The sequence below is a fragment of the Agrobacterium sp. 5Ca50 genome (assembly GCF_055381905.1).
In genome coordinates this window covers 3,272,572-3,289,766 of the sequence record NZ_AP026438.1, presented here as the reverse complement: position 1 = coordinate 3,289,766, position 17,195 = coordinate 3,272,572, and the positions used below count along the sequence as shown (strand labels likewise).

The window sequence follows — 17,195 nt, the reverse complement described above, 5'->3', positions numbered from 1 at the left end:
AAAATTGCGCTGACCTTCACCATGAAACAGCCGGTGCGTCAAGTTTGGTGGCATCACAGGGCGTTCAAACTTTGCAATTGGCACACAAAGGGCACAAAGCGGCTTGGCTTTCGATAGTGTGGCGTCTAGGTAATTGCTGGTATTATCAGGAATGAAAGCGGCATCATGGAAATCGAAGCACGCCTCGCAGAGGTCAATAACCGCATAACAACAACGGCCAAGAAATCCGGTCGCAAGGCTGGCGATGTCGCACTTGTTGCGGTTTCGAAAACGTTCGATGCCGATGATATCAGGCCGGTGATTGCGTGCGGGCAGCGGATTTTCGGTGAAAACCGCGTCCAGGAAGCGCAGGGCAAGTGGCCTGATCTGAAGCAGGAAACCGCTGATATTGAACTGCGGCTGATCGGACCTCTTCAATCCAACAAGGCGGCCGATGCCGTGGCGCTATTTGACGTGATCGAAAGCGTTGACCGGGAAAAGATTGCCCGGGCACTGGCGGACGAATGCCAGAAGCAGGGCCGTACACTTCGCTTCTATGTGCAGGTCAATACCGGGCTGGAGCCGCAGAAGGCGGGCATTGATCCGCGGGAAACCGTTGCATTTGTAGCTTTATGCCGCGATGAGCTGAAACTTCCCGTCGAAGGGCTGATGTGTATTCCTCCAGCCGATGAGAACCCAGGTCCACATTTTGCGCTGCTGGCCAAAATTGCCAAGGAGTGTGGCTTGAACAAGCTTTCCATGGGCATGTCCGGGGATTTTGAAACGGCGATCGAATTCGGCGCAACCAGTGTGCGGGTCGGGTCGGCCATCTTCGGATCGCGCTGAATATCGTTTTAAAGACCCGTAAAATGAAAAGCCCCGGCAAAACCGGGGCTTTCGTTTGCAAGGCACAAGCCTTGCGTATCCTGTCGCTTATTCAGCGGCGTCGGCGGAATCAGCGTTGAGCTGACCGTATTTTTCTTCGCCAATCTTGCCGAGAAGCTCAAGTTGGGTTTCAAGGAAGTCGATGTGACCTTCTTCATCGATCAGCAGTTCTTCGAACAGCTTCATCGATACGTAGTCACCGACCTCATAACAGATGTCACGCGACTTCTTGTAGGATGTGCGTGCGTCGTATTCGCCAGCCAGATCAGCTTCCAGCACTTCCTTGACGTTCTGGCCAATGCGCAGCGGTGCAACGGTCTGCAGGTTCGGATGACCTTCAAGGAAGATGATGCGGTTGATGATCTTGTCGGCGTGCTGCATCTCTTCGATGGATTCAGCGCGTTCCTTCTTTGCGAGCTTGGTGTAGCCCCAGTCGTCAAGAAGGCGATAGTGCAGCCAGTACTGGTTTACAGCACCGAGTTCGAGGAACAGTGCCTCGTTAAGCCGCTCGATGACTTTTTTGTCGCCTTTCAATGTCCGCTCTCCTGTTTTCATCATGGAACTGTCTCAGGCGGGACATGAAATCAAAAACTTCGGCTTCCGTCGAGTGGTGACGGGCGTGGTATTCTTCGGTTGTCTTGATGATAAGGTCTACGACGGTTGGAAAACAGCCGCAGCAGCGACCCCGTTTTTCCATCGCGTGGTACACTTTTGCAGGAACGATGAGCTGCCAACAGTCTTCGTCCAGGAGCTCGTTAATGACGTCCCGGATGTCGTGGTCAGTGATGTAATTGCAGCTACAAACCAGCATGGTGAAGTTAGACCGTACTACGCAACATATTGTTTTTGCACTTAAAGCAAAACAGGATGCTAATTGTCAAGAAAAAGCATCGCCAAATTGTTTTCCGAATAAATTAGATTCATTCTAAACTTGATGGAATTTATCGTATTTTCATTTACTTAGTGAATTTCGCGAGTGTAAAAATTTTAGTATTCTTATTTTCAATTCTCTAATAACTGCGACAAAATGCCGCAGTTATGAATGCGCGATATTTGTAATTCCAAAGGCGATGAAACGACAGGTTGTGGCCGTTTAAACTGGTTTTACTCACACTGCCTCAACACACATGGCGATACCCATGCCGCCACCAATACAAAGGGTCGCCATTCCCTTGCGGACGTTACGGCGCTTCATCTCAAACAGCAGCGTATTGAGAACACGGGCACCGGAGGCCCCGATTGGGTGGCCAATCGCAATAGCGCCGCCGTTGACATTGACGATGGCCGGATCGAGTTCCAGATCCCTGACAATTGCGCAAGATTGAGCGGCAAATGCTTCATTCGCTTCTACCAGTCCCAAGTCTGACGTCGACCATCCCGCCTTTGCAAGTGCCTTGCGAGAAGCAGGGATCGGCCCTGTTCCCATGATGCTTGGATCGACACCGGCGGTTGCCCATGAAACAATACGTGCCAGAGGAAGGATATCACGTTGCCGAGCTGCATTTTCCGTCATCAGCAGAACGGCTGCTGCGCCATCGTTAAGCCCTGATGCGTTCCCGGCGGTGACCGTACCGTCCTTGTCGAAGGCTGGTTTCAGTTTCTCAAGCAGTTCGATGGTGGAGCCCGCCCTGATATATTCGTCCTTGTCGACGATGATCTCGGCCTTGCGGCTCTGGATGGTGAAGGGCACGATCTCGTCGTCAAAACGGCCGGCGGCCTGAGCGGCCTCTGCTTTATTCTGCGATGCCACAGCAAAGCTGTCTTGAACCTCGCGCGACAAATGCCACTGGCGGGCAATATTTTCAGCGGTGATGCCCATGTGGTAACCGTGGAAGGCGTCGATCAGGCCGTCCTTCAGCATGGTATCAACCATCTTGAAGTCACCCATTTTTACGCCACCGCGCAAATGCGCGCAGTGTGGCGCCATCGACATCGATTCCTGACCGCCAGCCACGATGATCTCGGCGTCACCGGCAACAATCTGCTGCATGCCAAGTGCGACCGCGCGCAGTCCGGAGCCACATAGCTGGTTGATGCCAAAGGCGGTCGCCTCCTGCGGAATACCCGCGCTCATGGCGGCCTGACGTGCAGGGTTCTGGCCGGCGCCGGCGGTGAGTATCTGGCCAAGAATGACTTCGTCGACTTCGGATGCTTCGACATTTGCCCGTTGCAGAACGGCCTTTATGACCGCTGCGCCCAGTTCATGGGCTGGTGTGTTGGCAAAACTGCCATTGAATGAGCCAACCGCAGTGCGCGCAGCGCTGGCGATGACGATGGACGGGGAAGTCATGCTCTGTCTCCTCTTGAGAGGGCGGCAGACTGTCAAAGCATATCAGCCAAGTCAAATGTTGTTCACGCAGGCTTTGAGAAGCAATCGGCATGACTGCACTGCACATTATGCTATTGCGACGCACAATTCTGTTGTCATAGCGTCACATTTGCGCTTACACTTGCCGACGGGAGAGCATGAAACACCATAGATTTATAATTTGCTATATCGTGAGGAGGCGAGAATGGCGAAGCGCATCAGTGATGAGATAATCATCAAGAAATACGCCAACCGGCGTTTATACAATACCGGCACCAGCACCTATGTCACGCTTGACGATCTGGCCCAGATGGTCCGGCGGGAAGAGCAGTTCAAGGTTCTTGATGCCCGGACATCTCAAGACATTACCCACACCGTTCTGACGCAGATCATTTTCGAGCAGGAAGCGAAAACCGAAAATTCGCTGCTGCCCGTATCGTTCCTGCGCAAGCTGATTTCCTATTACGGCGATCAGATGCAGACACTCGTTCCGGCATTCCTTGACCAGTCACTCCGGTCTTTTTCGGAGCAGCAGGTACAGATTCGCGATCAGGTGAACCGCACTTTCGGTAACACGCCGCTTGCCAAGGATATTCCGGTTCCGGCCGTGGATGAACAGGTGCGTCGCAATACGGAAAATTTTCGGCAGAACCTTCAGGCTTTTTCACCATTCCTGGCAACCAAACCAGCCAGCGATCGTGAACCAAGACTTGGTGCATCGGAAATCGATGATTTGAAAGCACAGTTGAAAGTCATCCAGCACCGTCTGGATCGCCTCGACCACTGAATGAGCGGCGATATGAGGCATTGGGAGGTGCCTCATATTCCTCATCAGCAGTTTCGTCTTAGTGGGCTGTTTTGATTGTGTCGGGAACGCGCAACATCAGCAGCAGCCCGGCTACCAGAAAGATAAGCAACGTTGCCATGCCAAGGTGCGCAGAGCCCGTGGCATAGGTCACGATTGAGAAAAACAGGGTGGCCATGAAACTGGTGGCACGGCCGGTTAGCGCATAGATGCCGAAATATCGGCCAGCTTCCGACAGAGCGACATTCCTTGCCAGATAGGAACGTGACGAAGCTTGTACTGGACCAAAGGCAAAACCGATCAGAATGCCAAACAGCAGATACGCCTTTTCGGCCCCGGTGGCAAAAATCCCGCCATTGTCGTCCTGCGATAATTGCAGCAGTCCAAATAGGGTCGAACCTCTTTCCGTTGAAACGATGCCCAGCGTCGCCACAAGCAGCAATATGAGGCTGATCAGGATGGTTGTTCGGGAGCCAATACGGCTATCGAGCGAGCTCGCAATCATGCATCCAAAAATCGCGACGACATTGAGGATGATGCCGTAAATGCCGATTTCCATGGTTGCCCAGCCGAACATGCCGGCCGCGAAAACCCCACCCAAGATCAGCAGTCCGTTTACGCCGTCCTGATAGATCATCCGTGCAATCAGAAAGCGGGTCAGGGGGCGTCTGTTGCGCAGTTCCTGCAAGGTGCCACGCAATTCGTGAATGCCTTGGCGGATCGCTGTTTTAAATGCCACGCCTTTCGGAGCGTCTGGCGTAAACAGAAACATCGGTATCACGAAAATCAAATACCAGACGGCCGAGATGGGACCTGTTATCCGGGCGTCTTCGCCTTGTTGCGGATCGAGCCCGAATAGTGGTTGCACACCAATGATCGTGGTGCCTTTTTGTGGGTCGGCGGCCAGCAAAGCCACCACGCCGATCAGAACGATCATGCCACCGAGATAACCCAGCCCCCAGGCGATATTCGAAAGTCTGCCGATCTCGCGTGAGGGTACCAGCCTCGGCATCATCGAATCGTTAAAGACAATTGAAAACTCTGCGGCAATCGAGGCTAGAATCATAAACAGCACGGGCCAGAGGATGGGCGATCCGGGGGCGGCAAACCACAGCATGAACAGGCTGGCGATCTTGATTGTCGCAAAAAAGGCGATCCACGGCTTTCGCGCGCCGGACTGGTCGGCAATTGAACCGAGAACCGGCGACAGGATGGCAATAATGATCGACGAGATGGTTGCCGTATTGCTCCACATGGCCTGCGCGGAAACCGGGTCGCTTGTTAGGCGCGATACGAAATAGGGTCCGAAGATGAAGGTGGTGACAACCGTAAAAAAGGGCTGGGCTGCCCAGTCAAACATAATCCATCCGCGAATGCCGCGTTTGCTGACGGCTGTCTCAATCGAAGTCTCGGTCAAAGGCAGCCCCGTTTTGGCAAGGGATCAGATAATAGTACGTCTCTTCAATAGTGAAAGATGCCCGGCTCCGCCATGGTGGCGAAGCCGGGCATGGTTGTTTTTTAGACCTTGTCCTGCGCGATATCGGACAGCAGGCTGGCTGCTACCGTCAACCGTGCCAGATTAAGTTCACTGGTGTCCGTCAGGCTGGAAAGCTCCGAGGCAATACGGTTCACGCGTACGCGGTCAGCCGCGTACCATGCCTGCACCGGATCTTTTTCCTTGGGATATGCAGTCAGCGCCGAGATGACGATGCGGCGGCGTGAGGAGGCAATCAGGTCCTGTCCACGTGACAGGGCGAGGCTCTCGTAGTGGTCGCCGGTGATGATACGGCTGCTTGCTTCCAGCAGTCTAGTCACGCGGAAGGTGGTCGACACGGAAGCATAGCTTTCTGCCGCACGCGTCAGCGTGGTGCCGGCACGTTCCGTGATCTGCATGATTTCCGGTGTGAAGACCAGATGTGCGAGGACGGAGAGTTCTTTCTCCAGTTCTGTTGGCACACCGTTTTCTTCCAGAACATCCGCCGATGGCAAACGCTTGACGAGCAGCGGCTGCAGGCTCTTGATCGCATCTTTGAGACGGGCAATGCCATCGCCCATCGAGCGGTCATCCATTGTTTGGGTCTGCAGGAACAGCCGTGTCGCATCCAGGAAAATCTGCGAGACACGAGCATAGAGACCGTTCTGGATATCGCCCGGCAGAGCATTGTCGAGCTTGTCGATTGCGTTCCACAACCGGTCAAGACCAAAACCATCCTGCACGATGATTGCGGCTTTCACCACGTCAGCAGCAAGCAAACCGCTGGCATCGCACAGTTTCTGCACAAAGCCCGGGCCGCCACGATTGACAACATCGTTGGCAAGCACCGTTGCGATGATTTCACGGCGCAGACGATGGGCTTCGATGTCGCCAGCATAGTTCTTCTGCATTTTTGCCGGGAAGTACGAAACCAGCAGATGCTGCAGATAGGCGTCGTCAGGCAGATTGCTGGCCACCAGCGTGTCGAACAGTGTCAACTTTGCATAGGACAGCAAGACGCCGATTTCCGGACGGGTCAGCAGTTTTCCGGCGGTGTAACGCTCGGTGAACTCCGCGTCATTGGGCAGGGTTTCCACCTTGCGGTTCAGTTTGCCAGCCGCTTCCAGTGCATTCATCAGGCGCCCCAGTTCTTCACGGTTTTCCAGCCCCTTGCGTTCGGCAAGCGAGATGGCTAGCGATTGCAGGTAGTTGTTGCGCAGAACAAGCGAAGCCACTTCACTGGTCATCGACGACAGCAACTGGTTGCGCTTGTTGATGGGCAGTCTGCCATCCTTCACCGCCGGTGAAAGGGCGATCTTGATGTTCACCTCAACGTCAGAGGAGTTAACGCCGGCCGAGTTGTCTATGGCGTCAGAGTTGCATCGACCACCGGTCAATGCATAGGCGATACGGCCCTTCTGGGTTACGCCGAGGTTGGCGCCTTCACCGATTACCTTGGCAAGAACCTCGCCAGCATTGATGCGAATGGCATCATTGCTGCGGTCACCGACTTCGGTATTGGTTTCTGCGGCCGCCTTGATGTACGTGCCGATGCCGCCAAACCACATCAGGTCAACAGGCGATTTCAAGATCGCGGTCATGATTTCAGCCGGTGTTGCCACGGCCTTGTCGATGCCGATTGCCGCGACGGCTTCCGGTGTCAGCGTCACAGATTTTTCCGCACGCGAAATAATCATCGCACCTTTGGACAACGTGGCGCGATTGTAATCTTGCCAGCTGGAGCGCGGCAGATCGAACAGGCGCTTTCTTTCGGCGAAGGAAACATCGGTGTCCGGATTAGGATCGATAATGATGTCACGATGGTCGAATGCCGCGATCAAGCGGATTTTCTCCGACAGCAACATGCCGTTGCCGAACACGTCACCGGACATGTCACCCACACCGGCAACAGTGAATGGTGTCGTCTGGATATCGATATTCATTTCACGGAAGTGGCGTTTTACCGTTTCCCATGCGCCGCGCGCGGTAATACCCATCTTCTTATGGTCGTAACCGGCGGAACCACCCGAGGCAAAGGCGTCATCCAGCCAGAAACCGGCGTCCTGGGCCAGACCGTTTGCCGTATCGGAGAAGGTGGCCGTGCCCTTGTCGGCTGCCACCACGAAATACGGGTCGTCACCATCAAGACGCAGCGTATCGGCCGGTGCAATAATGTCGTCGCCGACAATATTGTCGGTGATGGACAGAAGCGTGCGGATATAGGTCTTGTAAGCTTCACGACCAGCGTTGAAGATTTCATCACGGCTGCCACCAACTGGCAGGGTCTTAGGGAAGAAACCGCCCTTGGCACCAACCGGAACGATCACGGCGTTCTTGACCTGCTGAGCCTTGACCAGACCGAGAACTTCGGTGCGGTAATCCTGGCCGCGATCCGACCAGCGCAGACCACCGCGTGCGACTTTACCGAAGCGCAGGTGAACACCCTCGACTTCCGTGCCGTATACGAAGATTTCGCGGAACGGACGCGGGTCTGGCAGACCATCCAGCAATTGCGGATCGAACTTGAAGGCCAGCATTGCCTTTGGCGTACCGTCTTCATTCTTCTGGAAATAGTTGGTGCGCAGTGTGGAATCGATGGCATTGACGTAGCGGCGCAAAGTGCGGTCTTCATCAATGCTTGGTACCTGCGCCAAGCCGGTTTCGATGGCCTTGTGCAGTTCAGACAGTTTGCGCGGGCGGTTCTTTTCCGAAAGCTTTGGATCGAAACCGTGGCGGAACAGTTCAAAGATATCGCGGGCGATATGAGGATATTTAAACAGCGTCTCGGAGATGTGCTCCTGAGCGTAGACAATGCCGGTTTGGCGCAGATAACGCGCGTAGGCGCGCAAAACGGAGACTTCACGCACTGTCAGGCCGGTTGCCAGCACAAGCCGGTTAAAGTTGTCGTTGTCGACCTGACCGCTGAAAGCAGCGAGAAACGCGTCTTCAAGCTGCTGGCCGTGCTTGGCAAGGTCAATCGTCATGCCGTTCTGAATGGAAAGCTCCATGTCATGCAGCACGATATGGCGGTTTTCGTCATCCTTGACGACGCCGATGTCGAATGTGCGTTCGCTGATGACGCTGAAGCCAAGGTTTTCCAGCAAAGGCACGCGGCGTGACAGCGGCAGGTGGCCGTCGCGGTGGAAAATCTTCAGGGACAGATGTTCCTGCCCTTCGCCGGCCGCACGATAGAACTCGATACGAATTGCATCACCTGCCGCGCAGGCGATGATATCGCTCATATCACCAAAGGCTTCCTCCGGTGTGAAGGCTTCCTTATAGGCCTGATCGACATCCAGTGTCGGTGCACCGGCTTCACCCAGCGCGTCGAAATGGTCGATCCAGCGGGCTGCGATATCGCTGACGGCCTCTTCCAGCTTGTCCTGCGCAATGCGTGGGGTCTTGCCGTCGGTGCGACCAATAATAAAGTGAACGCGTGCCACCGCACCTTCCGGGAAAGCCGGATAATAGGCGGACACGTGGCCTTCATAGACTTGACTGAGATAGGCACCGATCTTTTCGCGAACCAGCGAGTTGTATTCTTCGCGTGGTACGAACACGATGACCGATACAAAACGGTCGAAACGGTCAATACGCGGCAGGACACGCACGCGCGGTCTGTCGATGAGATCCATGATCTGTTCGCTGAAACGAACCATCACATCATTTTCGATCTGGAACAGATCGTCACGCGGGTAGGATTCCAGCGTGTTCTGCAGAATGCGGCCCGAGTGGCTGTTCTGGTCGAAACCGAAATGTCGCTCGACCGCTGCCGCCTTGGCGCGCAGAAGCGGAATGTGTTTGACCTGACGGGTGTAGGCGGTAGCCGTAAACAGACCGACGATGCGCAGTTCACCAATGACATTGCCGTCAGCATCGAAACGCTTCACACCGATATAGTCCATGTAGGCGCGGCGGTGCACAACGGACTTCACGTTGGCCTTGGTGATGATCAGGAAATCCGGGCCATCAAGGAACGCCAGAATTTCGGGTGTCGTTGTAACGGCATCTTTGCCGAGGCGCAGCACGCGCACGTCCGGATTTGTCAGAATGCCGAGCCCGGTTTCATCGCCGCGTTCAACCTTGGCATGTTTGCCCTTGCCGGAATAGGTATAGTCGCGCATGCCGAGGAAAGTGAAGTTGTTGTCACGCAGCCATTCAAGGAAAGCGACAGCCTCTGTACGTTCAGCCTTGCGGCGGTCCGAACCGCGCTCTGCCAACTCGCTGATGGCCGTGTCGAGTTTGGCCAGCATTGGCTTCCAGTCGTTGGAAGCGGAATGAACCTGTTCAAGGATGGTCTGCAGCCGTTCAATGAGATTGGCTGCCGCATGAGCGGCGATCGGTGCGATATGCAGTTGAATTAGACTGACACTGTCTGCAGGGTCGCTATCGCCTGCCGCCAGATGATAATTGTCGCTGGCCTTTTTATCTGCAACGAGAATGGGGTGAACCGCCAGATAGAGATCGCGGTGGTTGCTGGTGACTTCCCCCATGATGGAATCATAAAGGAACGGCATGTTGCGATCGATGACCGTCAGAATGCAGACGGGAACGCCCTTTGGCGAAACGCCATCAATCTGGCTGATGTCGACATGCGGTTTCTTGCCGTTCCATTTGGCTAACTCATTATGGGTATGGGCCGCGGTTGCTGCCAGCATGGCGGCAGAATAGTTTTCAAGGTCGTCTGCACTTGCACGCCCATAAAGAAGCGCGGTGTCGAGGAATGGCTTTTTCAGTGATTTCGCAACCTCACTGGCCTGAGAGAGCTGTTTTTCTTTCTTGGGATTGTTCCTGTAGACCATGTGTTCCCCCGTGCGGACGACGAATCCAATACAGTTTTGCGATTTTTTGGGCCTCTTGCCCTTCGAATCGCGATCATGGACGCTAAATATGAATAGTTTTGAGGCGGAATCTCGCAAAAATGTCCAAAAACTGAAAATTTGTTTGTAAGGGCGTCCGAATCTCTTTAGGCCGGAAAAATCATCACTGTGGACAGTGTGAAATTAACGGCCAAGCCACCTTATTGCCACCAGAAGCGTGGCCGCTTCGCCACGATTGAAGCAAATTATTGATTTCCACGTATTTTTGTGATACACCAAAAGAACTGATCCACTTAGTGGCATTTTGCGTGCCCGAAACCGCCACGAAAGCAAATATCATTTTGCACGTTGTCTCCGTGACATAGTCTAGTTTTATGTTATCGAATCTACGATTGCGATGGTGTTTTTTTATGCGTGCTGGATTGGATCAGTATGGAGTCACCTGACGGTTTCCCCCGTCTCATACGGGCCTGACCGACCCGAACCCGGAGAAAACTCCGGGTGTGTAACAGGGAGTTTTTAGAACGAATGACGACCCAGCAGAAGAAATCTCCGGCGCGCCACGGATTCAAGACCGGCGAAGCGATTGTATATCCCGCTCATGGAGTCGGCACCATTTCCGCTATTGAAGAGCAGGAAGTGGCTGGCATGAAGCTTGAGCTTTTTGTCATCGACTTCGAAAAGGATAAGATGCGCCTCAAGGTTCCTGTTGCCAAAGCGGTAAGCATTGGCATGCGCAAACTTTCCGAGACTGATTTCGTTGAGCGTGCGCTGAAGGTTGTTCAAGGCAAGGCGAAGGTAAAGCGGACCATGTGGTCCCGCCGTGCCCAGGAATACGATGCCAAGATCAACTCGGGCGATCTGATCGCTATCGCAGAAGTGGTTCGCGACTTGTACCGCGCTGAAAATCAGCCGGAACAGTCCTATTCCGAGCGCCAGCTTTATGAAGCCGCACTTGACCGCATGGCACGCGAAATCGCTGCCGTTAACAAGATGTCGGAAACAGAAGCTGTCCGTCTGGTTGAAACCAACCTCAACAAGGGACCAAAGCGCGGCAAAGTCGTTGAAGAAGACGAAAGCGACGCGGATGATTCCCAGGAAGAAGCTGCATAATCCCAGCTTTTTCATTCTTTAAAAAAGCCCGTCAGTGATGGCGGGTTTTTTTTACGTCTATATTCCGACCCTAGATAACCCTGAGCGTCATGCCTTTGCGCAGATGTTGCAGCAACCGTTGCATGTCACGCAGGCTAAGCCCGACGCAGCCAGCCGTCGGCTGATATCCGGGTCGGATCAGGTGGAAAAATATCGCCGATCCACGATTGCGACCGCGTGTCGAAATATTCCAGTCCAGAACGATGCAGATATCGTAGAGACCATCCTGTCGCATCAATTCTTCATGGCTGGCCTTGAAGGGCGCAGAAACCGGCCGGTTATAAGAGGCATGGTCGGGTGCGTCACACCACAGCATGGTTTTGTGGACCCGTTTCAGGTTCAAAGGCGAGCGGACATTTTTAAGACGGTCGCCGCGGATGAAGCCGTCCAGAATGCGCATGCTGGCGATAGGTGTTTTGCCGTCGCCTTCTTTTTTCAGGACTGTGCGACCGTTGCGGCCAATGGCGGCCTGAAATGTCAGCCCACAATATTGCAAAAGTGCCCGGCTTTTTTGACCGGGAGCTGGTCGCACGACTAGACAGTTGGAGTAGTTGCGCATTTCGCCGCGTGGTTTTGCCATCGATTTCCTGATTTACCCCACTTCCAGAGATCGCTTTCATATCAAATATTCCATGGTTAATGCGACGTTAACCCTCCATCAGATATTTTGACCTGTCATCTGGAATTGTGTCTATGGGCGTCCTTGCCTGTGGGACTGCGAATTTACGGGTTCAGGACATGGGAAAAATGAATTCTCCGGCTTGGGACGACGGTCCGCATCGCTTTGCGCTAAGCGCATTTCTGATGCGTCAGATCATTGCGCTTGCTGGTTTCACTGTTTTTATCGCGCTTGCGCTGGCTGTTGCCGCTCTGGCGACGTGGAACGTTTCTGATCCGAGCTTGTCATACGCAACATCGAATCAACCGACTAACATTCTCGGTTATAGCGGTGCGGCCTTTGCCGATCTTCTGATGCAGTTCTTCGGCCTGTCGGCAATCGTCAGTTTGCTGCCGATATTGGCGTGGTCATTCTGCATGATCTCGGGTCGACGGCTGCGGCGTATTCCGGCGCGGGTTGCCGCCTGGCTTGGTGGTGCATTCGTGTCTGCCGCTGCGATTGGCTGTTTTACCGCACCCGCCACCTGGCCGCTGCCGAATGGCATTGGCGGAGTGATCGGTGACATGATCCTGCGTTTTCCAGCCCTGTTCATCGGTGCGTACCCTACCGGTACCTTCGCCATGATCATCGGCTGCATTTTTGCTGTACCGGCGACCTGGATGCTGTTGTTTGCCTCTGGCATCATTACCGGTGCGCAGGCCGATGAAGATGAAGAAGACGACAAGCCTGCCGTAGTCTCGACCAGCAAGGCGCGCAGCTTGCGTGACATGGAAGAAGATGATGAGGATGATAGCGAAAGTTTCCTCTACCGTATTCTGCCAATCGGCGCTGCTGCCCACTACTGGTACATTACGCAGGCGCGGGCACGTCGCATTTTCGGTATCAAGCCACGCGCATCCTTCCGCAATGATTTCGAGCAACCTTACGACTTCAACGACGAAGACGATGATTTTGTCGCGGATGAAGCACCCGCCCGTCATACCCCAGCGCAACCAGCCCGCATAACACAGCGCACCGAACCCTCGTTCGAGCAGCGTGCAGAAGCGCGTGCACAGTCCGAACGTCGCGTCGTTGCGCCGCCGCCAATCTCGATTGGTGATGAAGAGGATGACGAGCCACCATTTGATGTCGATGAACGCCGTCTTCCTGCAGGTATCCTGTCTGCGGATGACGATGATGATGATCTCGACATGCAGGCAGAAAACTTCGTGGCAGGCACACCACGCCCGGCCAATGGTCAGAAAAACCCGCTGCGTGTAACGCCGCAGGTTACGCGTCCGCAGCCAAGTGCGCGGGTCATGCGTGAGGCACAGGCATCCTTTATCGATCCTGATGGCTTCCAGCTTCCTTCGGTCCATCTTCTGGCAGAGCCAAAGGGTGTGGTGCGTGACCATACGCTGAGCGAAGAAATGCTCGAGCAGAATGCCCGCATGCTGGAAGGTGTTCTGGAAGACTTTGGCGTTAAGGGTGAAATCATCCATGTCCGCCCGGGTCCTGTTGTTACGCTTTATGAACTGGAGCCTGCGCCAGGTATCAAATCGTCGCGTGTTATCGGCCTTGCCGATGATATTGCCCGCTCAATGAGTGCGATTGCAGCGCGTGTTGCCGTGGTCCCCGGCCGTAATGCCATCGGTATCGAATTGCCGAACCACAGCCGCGAAACGGTTTATCTGCGCGAACTGATCGGCAGCCGTGATTTCGAGGGCAGCAAGGCAAAGCTCGCCATGTCGCTCGGCAAGACCATTGGCGGTGAACCTGTTATCGCCGACCTTGCCAAGATGCCTCACCTGCTGGTGGCTGGTACGACCGGTTCGGGTAAGTCAGTTGCCATCAACACCATGATCCTGTCCTTGCTCTACCGTTTGTCCCCAGAGCAGTGCCGCCTGATTATGATTGATCCGAAGATGTTGGAATTGTCTGTCTATGACGGTATTCCGCACCTGTTGTCACCAGTGGTGACCGATCCGAAGAAGGCTGTTGTCGCGCTCAAGTGGACCGTGCGCGAGATGGAAGAACGTTACAAAAAGATGTCGAAGATCGGTGTGCGTAACATCGATGGGTTCAACTCGCGTGTTCAGCAGGCGCTGGACAAGGGTGAAGTGCTGACACGTACCGTTCAGACTGGCTTTGACCGCCAGACCGGCGAAGCAATCTATGAGACGGAGGAGTTCGATCTCAAGCCGATCCCCTATATCGTTGTGATCATCGACGAAATGGCCGACCTGATGATGGTCGCCGGCAAGGACATTGAAGGTGCCGTACAGCGTCTGGCACAGATGGCCCGTGCTGCCGGTATCCACGTTATCATGGCAACGCAGCGCCCATCGGTTGACGTTATTACCGGTACGATCAAGGCCAACTTCCCAACCCGTATCTCCTTCCAGGTAACGTCGAAGATCGACAGCCGCACGATCCTTGGAGAGCAGGGCGCCGAGCAGCTTCTTGGCATGGGTGACATGCTTTACATGGCGGGCGGCGGACGTATCCAGCGTGTTCACGGTCCTTTCGTATCGGATAATGAAGTCGAGGAAATCGTTGCCTATCTGAAGACACAGGGTGCACCGGAATATCTCGAAGCCATCACCATCGATGAAGATGAAGACGGTGGTGCCGGTGGTGGACCTGCCGGAACCAGCAACCTTGCGGATTCGGAAGATCCTTACGATCAGGCCGTTGCCGTGGTTCTGCGGGATGGCAAGGCATCGACGTCCTACATCCAGCGACGTCTTGGCATTGGTTACAACCGTGCCGCTTCACTGATCGAACGTATGGAAAAGGAAGGCGTCATCGGTCCGGCGAACCATGCCGGCAAGCGCGAAATTCTCGTGCCGACGGAAGCCGACATCATAGAGCGATAAATCTGCGCAACCCCTTGGGCAGCATGAACGTTTGTTAACCTGAAACGTCATGAAGCTGCCGCCTTTTCAAGGCATTTGGGTGAGCGATGAAGGAGAATAGTATGAACGAAATCACACCGGTCCGTGACACGAATGAAGGCTTGGAACAACCGGGCGTTACACGTCGCGGATTGTTGTCGGCCGTTTCCATGGCGGGTGTGTTTGCCGCAGTTGGGCTTTCGCCGGTTGCTGCTTTGGCGCAGGCCCCGGCCAACGCAACCGCCCAGAAGATTGCCAATCACTTTTCGTCCGTCAAAACCATGATGGGTGAATTTGTGCAGTTTGGCCCACGTGGCGAACAGACCGGTGGCAAGTTTTACATCGAGCGGCCCGGCAAATTGCGCTTCAATTATGAAGACCCATCACCAATGCGTGTTATCTCTGATGGCAACAACGTCGTCATCGGCAATATGAAGCTCAAGACCTGGGATATTTACCCGCTGTCCAAGACACCACTCAGCCTACTTTTGTCCAACAAGATCGACCTGTCCAACGACAAGGTTAAGAACGTCAAGGAAGAGCCAGACCTCACCACCATCGTGCTTGGCGACAAGAGCATTTTTGGTGAAGCCACAATTACATTGATGTTTGACCCTAAAACCTTCGATCTGCGCCAGTGGACGACCACTGACACCCAGAACAAGGACACCACCGTGATGATCTTTAATGTTCAGACCGGTGTCGACTTTGACAAGCGTGTGTTCAACATCAATTATGATGAAGTGCGTCGCCGCGGCAAATAAGCTGCTGGCGGTTTTGCACTGTTCCACGGAAAGGCGGCTTTAGGCCGCCTTTTTTGTTCAGGTTTCCAGTTCGATAGTGTAAGCCTGCCGCAAGGGTTACCGGCCTTGCCGGTACATGGGAACGCGGAGCAATTCATGACATTTTCGATAACCACCTGGAACATCAATTCCGTGCGGTTGCGCATGCCGATCGTTGAACAGTTTCTTGTCCGTTACCAGCCCGACGTACTGTGCCTTCAGGAAACGAAATGTCCCAATGGTGAGTTTCCTCTGAAGCCGCTCAAGGCGCTGGGATATGAACATGTGATGATCCACGGCCAAAAAGGCTACCACGGCGTGGCGATTGCCTCCAAGCTGCCGCTGAGCGAAGATCACCGTCAGGACTATTGTGGCGTGGGTGATGCCCGTCATGTTTCGGCAATCGTGGAAGCCGGTTCACGTCGGATTCGCGTTCATAATTTTTATGTGCCGGCTGGTGGCGATGAGCCGGATCGCAGCATCAACCCGAAATTCGGTCACAAGCTGGATTTTATCGAGGAGATGAAGGTGCTGAAGTCCAATGCCGGTCCGGGGCTTTCCTCCATTCTGGTCGGTGATCTGAACATCGCGCCACTGGAGAATGACGTCTGGTCACACAAGCAGCTTTTGAAGATCGTCAGCCATACACCTGTCGAAACCGAAGGTTTGCTGGATGTGATGAAGAAAGGCGACTGGCTGGACCTGATGCGCCTTAACGTACCGGACAGCGAAAAGATCTACACGTGGTGGAGCTACCGCGCCAAGGAATGGGATGTGGCCAACCGTGGCCGTCGTCTGGACCATATCTGGTCATCTCCGGATCTTGGCCCATCGCTGGACAAGATCGAGATCCTGCGCGAAGCACGCGGCTGGAACCGGCCATCCGACCACGTTCCGGTGACGGCCCATTTCAAGTTTTGAGCATAGTGTTGGCTGACTGACCGGTTTTGTCAGTTAAAACGGTGCTGCATGGCCGCCGCACCTGATGCCAGTGATGCGAGGTTATCGCGAATACGTGCGATAACCATGTCGGCCACATCAGGATATTCTTCGACCAGACGGTGGAAGAGGGTGCGGGTTATCCTAATAACCTCTGAATCTTCTGCTGCTACGGCCGTGAATTTACGTTCACACAGCGTAAAAAGTGCGAGTTCCGACAGAAGCGTGCCTTCACCCGACCGTGTGGCCAGAACAGGCTTTCCGCCACGCCCCATGTTGGACAGTTCAAACAATCCCTTGATCACCAGAAAAGCGCATTCGGCCGGTGAGTTTTCGCGAAATAGCAACTGACCCGTCGACACCCGGCGACGCTCGGCACCAAAGGCGATCAGACGCAACTGATCTTCGCTGAGGCCCGCAAACAGCGGGACCTGCGAAAGCAGCCGAATGTCGTCCATCAATGCCATGACGTGCTCCGCAACGCGTTGTGTTTTTTAAAGAGATATTGCTAGCATCAAAACACCAAAACGCAGTGCATTTCCAGCCCGAGAAAGGT

Annotated in this window: 13 protein-coding genes; 6 read left to right on the top strand and 7 right to left on the bottom strand. The window is 54.3% G+C overall.

Annotation, left to right across the window (positions count from 1 at the left end; translation table 11 throughout):
• The first annotated feature begins 165 nt into the window (after positions 1 to 165).
• A complete protein-coding gene (locus ACZ5FM_RS15860; protein WP_259149042.1) occupies positions 166 to 825 on the top strand; it encodes a YggS family pyridoxal phosphate-dependent enzyme in 660 nt (219 codons plus the stop codon).
• A gap of 87 nt (positions 826 to 912) precedes the next feature.
• On the opposite strand, the gene bfr is transcribed toward ACZ5FM_RS15860, so the two are convergent.
• The 3 genes from bfr to ACZ5FM_RS15845 all read right to left on the bottom strand — a co-directional run bounded on the left by bfr (position 913) and on the right by ACZ5FM_RS15845 (position 3,154).
• Positions 913 to 1,398 (bottom strand): bacterioferritin, encoded by a 486-nt coding sequence (bfr, locus tag ACZ5FM_RS15855; RefSeq protein WP_192490482.1) that lies wholly within the window; start codon positions 1,396 to 1,398, stop codon positions 913 to 915.
• The gene (locus ACZ5FM_RS15850) at positions 1,364 to 1,675 is read right to left on the bottom strand and encodes a (2Fe-2S)-binding protein (RefSeq protein WP_192490481.1); all 312 of its coding nucleotides are present in this window, start codon (positions 1,673 to 1,675) and stop codon (positions 1,364 to 1,366) included. Before ACZ5FM_RS15850 ends, bfr begins: the two co-directional genes overlap by 35 nt.
• Positions 1,676 to 1,972: 297 nt before the next feature.
• Positions 1,973 to 3,154 (bottom strand): acetyl-CoA C-acetyltransferase, encoded by a 1,182-nt coding sequence (locus ACZ5FM_RS15845; protein ID WP_464039199.1) that lies wholly within the window; start codon positions 3,152 to 3,154, stop codon positions 1,973 to 1,975.
• A gap of 223 nt (positions 3,155 to 3,377) precedes the next feature.
• Between ACZ5FM_RS15845 and phaR the strand changes: the two genes are divergently transcribed.
• The gene (gene phaR / locus ACZ5FM_RS15840; protein WP_192490479.1) at positions 3,378 to 3,959 is read left to right on the top strand and encodes a polyhydroxyalkanoate synthesis repressor PhaR; all 582 of its coding nucleotides are present in this window, start codon (positions 3,378 to 3,380) and stop codon (positions 3,957 to 3,959) included.
• Positions 3,960 to 4,017: 58 nt separating this feature from the next.
• Here phaR and ACZ5FM_RS15835 read toward each other — a convergent pair whose 3' ends face one another.
• Together ACZ5FM_RS15835 and ACZ5FM_RS15830 are read right to left on the bottom strand one after the other, a co-directional pair.
• Positions 4,018 to 5,337: an MFS transporter gene (locus tag ACZ5FM_RS15835; protein WP_464040484.1), complete on the bottom strand. Its 1,320-nt coding sequence runs from the start codon at positions 5,335 to 5,337 to the stop codon at positions 4,018 to 4,020.
• A 158-nt stretch (positions 5,338 to 5,495) separates the two neighbouring features.
• Positions 5,496 to 10,253, bottom strand: coding sequence for an NAD-glutamate dehydrogenase (locus ACZ5FM_RS15830; RefSeq protein ID WP_464039198.1), 4,758 nt, complete (start codon positions 10,251 to 10,253; stop codon positions 5,496 to 5,498).
• A 546-nt stretch (positions 10,254 to 10,799) separates the two neighbouring features.
• Between ACZ5FM_RS15830 and ACZ5FM_RS15825 the strand changes: the two genes are divergently transcribed.
• Positions 10,800 to 11,384 (top strand): CarD family transcriptional regulator, encoded by a 585-nt coding sequence (locus tag ACZ5FM_RS15825; RefSeq protein ID WP_192490477.1) that lies wholly within the window; start codon positions 10,800 to 10,802, stop codon positions 11,382 to 11,384.
• Positions 11,385 to 11,454: 70 nt separating this feature from the next.
• Here the strand turns inward: ACZ5FM_RS15825 and ACZ5FM_RS15820 are convergent, their stop codons facing one another.
• Positions 11,455 to 12,003 carry a L,D-transpeptidase family protein gene (locus ACZ5FM_RS15820; protein ID WP_464039197.1) on the bottom strand — a complete coding sequence of 183 codons (549 nt, stop codon included), beginning with the start codon at positions 12,001 to 12,003 and terminating at the stop codon, positions 11,455 to 11,457.
• Positions 12,004 to 12,170: 167 nt separating this feature from the next.
• Between ACZ5FM_RS15820 and ACZ5FM_RS15815 the strand changes: the two genes are divergently transcribed.
• The 3 genes from ACZ5FM_RS15815 to ACZ5FM_RS15805 all read left to right on the top strand — a co-directional run bounded on the left by ACZ5FM_RS15815 (position 12,171) and on the right by ACZ5FM_RS15805 (position 16,621).
• Positions 12,171 to 14,900 (top strand): FtsK/SpoIIIE family DNA translocase, encoded by a 2,730-nt coding sequence (locus tag ACZ5FM_RS15815; protein ID WP_250984235.1) that lies wholly within the window; start codon positions 12,171 to 12,173, stop codon positions 14,898 to 14,900.
• Positions 14,901 to 15,001: 101 nt separating this feature from the next.
• Positions 15,002 to 15,682: an outer membrane lipoprotein carrier protein LolA gene (locus ACZ5FM_RS15810; protein ID WP_275643366.1), complete on the top strand. Its 681-nt coding sequence runs from the start codon at positions 15,002 to 15,004 to the stop codon at positions 15,680 to 15,682.
• A 135-nt stretch (positions 15,683 to 15,817) separates the two neighbouring features.
• The gene (locus ACZ5FM_RS15805; protein WP_275643365.1) at positions 15,818 to 16,621 is read left to right on the top strand and encodes an exodeoxyribonuclease III; all 804 of its coding nucleotides are present in this window, start codon (positions 15,818 to 15,820) and stop codon (positions 16,619 to 16,621) included.
• 29 nt (positions 16,622 to 16,650) lie between these two features.
• Here ACZ5FM_RS15805 and ACZ5FM_RS15800 read toward each other — a convergent pair whose 3' ends face one another.
• The gene (locus ACZ5FM_RS15800; RefSeq protein ID WP_259149048.1) at positions 16,651 to 17,106 is read right to left on the bottom strand and encodes a cyclic nucleotide-binding domain-containing protein; all 456 of its coding nucleotides are present in this window, start codon (positions 17,104 to 17,106) and stop codon (positions 16,651 to 16,653) included.
• Positions 17,107 to 17,195 lie beyond the last annotated feature (89 nt).